Genomic DNA, 5,313 nt, shown 5'->3' on the forward strand with positions numbered 1-5,313 from the left:
GGCCTGGGCGCGCCGCTTCCAGACCGAGCAGCGCGTGAGCCAGGCAGGCGGCATGGCCGCCCATGCGGTGCGCGATGGCGATCGCGGCAGTGCCGGTGCCCAGCCAAGCCTTTCCAGCAATGACAGGGATGACTAATGTTCAAGAGATCGACACTCCACTATGGCGCGAGCCCCGAACCGGTAACGCCGTACCAGAAGGCCGGACAGGTCTGGGATGAGCGGATTGGCTCGGCCCGCGTCCAGGCGAGAAACTGGCGCTATATGGCCCTCGGCACGCTCGCCGTCAGCGCGACCGTTTCAGCAGCGCTCATCTGGCGAAGCTTGCAGGCTGACATCGTCCCCTATGTGGTCGAGGTCGGCGAGTTCGGCGAGGTCCGCGCCATCGGGCCTGCCAGCGATACCTACCTGCCGTCCGATGCGCAGATTGCTCACCATCTCGCCGCCTTCATCGAGAATGTGCGCAGCCTGTCTGTCGATCCTGTCATCGTGCGTGAGAACTGGCTGAAGGCCTATGATTTTGCGACCGCGCAGGCGGCGGTCACGCTCAGCCAGTATGCGCATGAAAATGACCCCTTCGCCCATATCGGCAAGCGGTCCCGCACGAGCGATGTCATCAGCGTCGTGCGCGTCTCCCCGGAAAGCTTCCAGGCCCGCTGGCTGGAGAAGACCTATGACAATGGCGTCCTCATCGAGACGCGAAGATTTACGGGGCTCCTTTCGATCCTGCTTGATCCCCCGCGCGATGCCGAAACGCTCCGCGCCAATCCGCTCGGCCTTTACATCAGCAGCCTCAACTGGGGCGAAGACCTCGTCACAGGAGACTAGTCATGAAACCGATCCTCGCTGCCTGCTCGGCCCTCGCCCTCCTCACCGCCTGCGCCACGGCGCCAGATCCGCAAGAAACGACCATCGCGCCAGCCTTCCTGCGGGCCGAGCTTGTCGAAGACACATCAGCCCCGGTCATTGAAGTCGTCGAGACCGTGACGCCGCTCCCGCTTCCCGGTCAGATGAAACCCCTCACCGAGACAAGACCGGGTGCCTCCATGCCACCCGGCCAAGCTATCCAAGAGGGAACATCGGCTGCCCGCATCGAACCCTCCGTCGACGGATTTGTGAACGCCATCCAAGTCTATCCGTATACCGAAGGGGCGCTTTACCGGCTATATACCAGCCCCGGCCAGGTCACCGACATCGCGTTGCAGCCTGGCGAGACTCTGGTCTCCGTGTCGGCGGGCGACACGGCCCGCTGGGTGGTCGGTGATACACAATCAGGCTCAGGCCCGGCCGCCCGGTCTCATGTCTTGGTCAAACCGGTGCAACATGGCATCAAGACCAATCTCATGATCGCAACCGACCGGCGAACCTATTATCTCGAGCTAGACAGCGTCTATGACGGCTATATGGCGGCGCTCTCCTGGCGCTACCCGCAGGACGAACTCGCGCAGGCAAGATCCCGCGCGGCCCTCCAGCGGACAGAAGGCGCCGCGTCGATCTCTCGCTCGCTCAGCCTGACGGACCTAAACTTCGACTATCGCATAACGGGCGACCGGCCTCGCTGGACGCCGGTCCGCGCATTTGATGATGGCCGCCAGGTTTTCATCCAGATGCCCGAGGCGATGAATTCAAGCGACGCCCCGCCCCTCTTCATCCTTGGCGAGGCAGGCGACGCCGAACTCGTCAATTACCGCGTCCGCGGCGGCTACTACATCGTCGACCGGCTGTTTGAGACCGCGGAGCTCCGTCTCGGCGAAAAGGACCAGACCGTGGTTCGGATCCATCGCAGCCAGAAGCGGGCCGGCCTTGCCGCCCTGTTTGGAGGCCGCAATTGAGCGAACCGAAGACCTTCAAACAACACACCGCAGACCTCGAGATCCGGTCCCGCCCCCGGCCTGTCACGCGGATGAACCGCAAGGTCTTGCTGGCCGGCGCAGGCCTTGGCGTTATCGGTCTGTTCGCAGCGGCTAATTTGGCCCTGAAGCCGGCCAGCCCGGCTTCAGCTGAACCGTCAAAGCCGGTCTACACAAAGCAGGCCAAGCGCACGCCGGAGGGCCTCTCCGCCCTGCCCGCAAGCTATGATGCACCCGGCTTTCAGACTGCGGAACCCGTAATCCCGCTCGGCGCGCCGCTGCCGGGCGATCTCGGCTCGACCATTCTTGCCAGCGAACTGGCCGCCGGTGTCCCGGTCATCCCTGCCACCGAGTTTGAAACCAGTTTCAAGCCCAACGCCGAGGATGAAGCCGAGCGCGCCCGCCGCCTCCGCCAGGCCAAGCTCCAGGAAGAGGCCACCCTCGCGCCCCTCTTCTTCCAGCTCTCAACCCGCACGGCGTCGCCCCAACCCGCCCGGCCAGCCGATCCGATGGCGGCCATCAACTCAGAACTCCTCGCGCTTGCCGCAGGCGGGTTTGGCCCTCACCAAGAACACGCCAGCCGACCAGACGCCAATCTCCAGCAAGCCAAGCTCGACTTCGCACAAGACCGTTACGCCTCCGAAACGCTCAATCCGGACCCGCTCCAGCCAGCCGCCTCGCCTTATGCGCTGATGGCCGGCACGCTCATACCGGCCAGTCTCGTGACAGGCATCAATTCAGACCTGCCCGGCACGATCATCGCGCAGGTCACACAGCCTGTGTATGACACAGCGACCGGGACCCACCTCCTAATCCCTCAAGGATCCCGGCTGCTCGGCCGCTATCAGTCGCAGGTCTCCTTCGGCCAGAACCGGGCGCTCGTCACCTGGGACAGGATTCTCTTTCCCGATGCGAGCTCCATCCTGATCTCGGCCCCCGGCTCAGACCGGCTTGGCTATGCTGGCCTCAGCGACCGGACCGACCATCATTGGGACAGGGTCTTCCTGGCCGCGGGTCTTGCCACAGTGCTCGGCATCGGCGCTGAGGTCGGACGCGACAATGAAGACGAGATTGCAAGAGCGATCCGCGACGGCACCGCCGACACGGTCAATGAGGCCGGCGAACGCGTTGTCGAGGGCAATCTCGACATCCAGCCGACCATACGCATCCGGCCGGGCTGGCCGGTCCGGGTGATCGTGACGCAGGACCTCATCCTAAAACCCTACAGCGAGACTCTCAATGTCGCTCCGCCTCGATAAGCTTCCCGACCGCACGCCTGTCCGCATGAGTCTGTCCCTCGACCCGGAACTTGCCGAGGCCCTGAAAGACTATGCTGAAGTCTACCGGCAAATCTATGGCGAGGCAGAAAAGCCCGAAGTCCTGATCCCTGCTATGCTGGAGCTGTTCCTGAACTCAGATACGGCCTTCAAGCGGGCTCGCAAAGACCTCTCCCCCAAGGCCTGCATGAAGCCTTAAGTTGTGACGCAGATTAGGTCATGCCCCAAACCGCAATTGAGCGACCAAGCTGATCTGAATAAGTTTAGTCCATGTCCAAAAGCCCGTTTCGTTCTTTCAACACATCACCCGAAATCCTCCGTTCGGCGATGATGATGTATGTCAGATTTCCGCTCTCCTGGAGAAACGTCGAAGACCTACTTCACGAGCGCGGTATCGACGTTTGCCACGAAAGCGCCCTTCACTGGTGGAACGGGTTCCATCCAATGTCGCCGTAGAGATCAGACGAAAGCATCTTACTCCATGCGCCAGGTTACGCAGTGGCGGTGGCATCTGGATGAGGCCGACCCAGTCAAATGAGAAGTTTGCAGAAGTGCGTCTCGGTCCAATCCTCCGCCCATGATCATTTCAATCATCAGAGAAACATCGAACGCAGACCAAGATTTAGAGACCTCCCCGAAATCCCGCCTTTCTTGAATGGAGGTCTCTTCTGGCCGCCCAAGCAAACCTTACGATAATGGTTGCTGGAGACCGGTTCACATCAGACTGACAGCTCCGTCGCGTCATCATCACTGAAGTGATGCCCGATGGAAGTCCCAATCAGAACTTCCTGCTGATGCTGAAGGCGCCAAATCGCTGCTCTTCTTCCTGACCGCTGAATTCCCTTGATCGTTCAACGAGCGTCAGAGCCATCTGGACATGGTATAGCTGGACGACCAGGCCCCCCTGATAGTCCGCTACCCACAGGTTACGGTCCAGATCGACGATGTCGTCGCGCAGCAGGCTGCCATCGTTAAAAATATTGTGCGCGACCGCACGCCCTTCTGCGCCAAGAAACACATACCAGCTAAAATTGTCAGCCGGCGTGAAGAACCCTGCCCCACCCAAGGATGGGCGTATGCGCGGTGGGCCATAGTCATTTTCGAGATTTTGCCCCACCCTCAATGTGAGTCCGGCGCGTACATGGGTGTTGATGTTCCCGATTGAGGCACCGATGCTTGGCGTCACATCAGCGCCGAAGCCAGACGACCCGAATTGGGCGATGCGTCTCAGTTTCTTGTCATACGAAATAACGACGCCGAGTTCATCCTCAAGCTGGTTGTCCCATCCATTCGCGCCATCGATGCCGATGATTGAATGAAACTCGTTCTGCACCCACTCACCACCCGCGCTGGGACCAACAATACCCAGTTGAATTGAAAACGTGTCGACCGCATCAGCTTGTTCGACCACGCCGCTGAATTCCCCGTAAAGCCAGCCAGCGTAAGGATGCTGTTTCGGCAGCAGCCTTGTGCTTTCGATGTCAGACGGCGTAAAGATTGAGTGACCAACAGCAAAGCCGCGCCGTCGAACGGCGTTCTCTTTAGCGCCTAGCACGGTTTCAGCAATAAATTCGGACACGCCATCGGTTGGCCGCGTTCCAGACAGCCAGGACAGCCGAACACCGTTGGTGTAATTGCGATCAGTATTGGCGAAACTGTCATTCTCCCAGACAAACGTAACCGTGGGCTTCTCATCCTGAGGGGTATCATTTGCCTGATCAGCGCTTGCTTGGCCGATCACCACCGCGAGAAAAAATTTAACGAGCAAACCTCTGAGCATGGGGGACGATCTTTCCGGGCAGCTTTGTTTTTTTAAGACCAGGCTTCGCTAGGGCTCTAGCCAGCCGCCACCGAGTGCCTTGAAGGTGGCTATTGCGGCTATGGATACATCTGACCGCGCAGCGATCGCGCGCCGGTCCGTCTCGATCAGCTCTATGCGGGCGCGTTCGAGGGCGAGCCTGTCATCTTCCCCGCCTTCATACCGACGTTCGGCAAGGGCGAAGATCTCGCGCTGACGTTCGACTGCACCAGTGGATGAAATGAAGCGTTGTTGAGAGCTGACAAAGCTGTTCAAGGCTTGCTCGCTTTCATTCAGCGCAACGATGACCGCCTTTTCATAAGTTGCGAGGGCTGCTTCTTCGCGAGCGTCAGCGGCCCGTATGCCCGCTCGGATACGATCCCTGGAAAAC

Annotated in this window: 6 protein-coding genes and 1 pseudogene; 5 read left to right on the top strand and 2 right to left on the bottom strand. The window is 60.3% G+C overall.

What is annotated here, in order from left to right; translation table 11 throughout:
* Positions 1-135: 135 nt before the first annotated feature.
* From trbF to WA989_RS15255, 5 genes and pseudogenes are all read left to right on the top strand, one after another.
* Positions 136-825, top strand: coding sequence for a conjugal transfer protein TrbF (gene trbF, locus WA989_RS15235; protein ID WP_424341332.1), 690 nt, complete (start codon positions 136-138; stop codon positions 823-825).
* A gap of 2 nt (positions 826-827) precedes the next feature.
* Complete coding sequence (gene trbG / locus WA989_RS15240) at positions 828-1,829, top strand: P-type conjugative transfer protein TrbG (protein ID WP_424341333.1); 1,002 nt, start codon at positions 828-830, stop codon at positions 1,827-1,829.
* Positions 1,826-3,106: a TrbI/VirB10 family protein gene (locus WA989_RS15245; RefSeq protein WP_424341334.1), complete on the top strand. Its 1,281-nt coding sequence runs from the start codon at positions 1,826-1,828 to the stop codon at positions 3,104-3,106. The genes trbG and WA989_RS15245 overlap by 4 nt, the downstream gene beginning before the upstream one ends.
* Positions 3,087-3,323 (top strand): DUF2274 domain-containing protein, encoded by a 237-nt coding sequence (locus tag WA989_RS15250; RefSeq protein WP_424341335.1) that lies wholly within the window; start codon positions 3,087-3,089, stop codon positions 3,321-3,323. Before WA989_RS15245 ends, WA989_RS15250 begins: the two co-directional genes overlap by 20 nt.
* A gap of 71 nt (positions 3,324-3,394) precedes the next feature.
* Positions 3,395-3,644 (top strand): annotated as a pseudogene (locus tag WA989_RS15255) (IS6 family transposase); the annotation flags it as partial.
* A 258-nt stretch (positions 3,645-3,902) separates the two neighbouring features.
* Here the strand turns inward: WA989_RS15255 and WA989_RS15260 are convergent.
* Positions 3,903-4,904, bottom strand: coding sequence for a lipid A deacylase LpxR family protein (locus tag WA989_RS15260; RefSeq protein ID WP_424341336.1), 1,002 nt, complete (start codon positions 4,902-4,904; stop codon positions 3,903-3,905).
* Positions 4,905-4,952: 48 nt separating this feature from the next.
* Positions 4,953-5,313: TolC family protein (locus tag WA989_RS15265; protein ID WP_424341337.1), on the bottom strand; the 361-nt coding region annotated here is incomplete at its 5' end.

Source organism: Henriciella sp. (assembly GCF_049649345.1).
Lineage (GTDB): Bacteria > Pseudomonadota > Alphaproteobacteria > Caulobacterales > Hyphomonadaceae > Henriciella.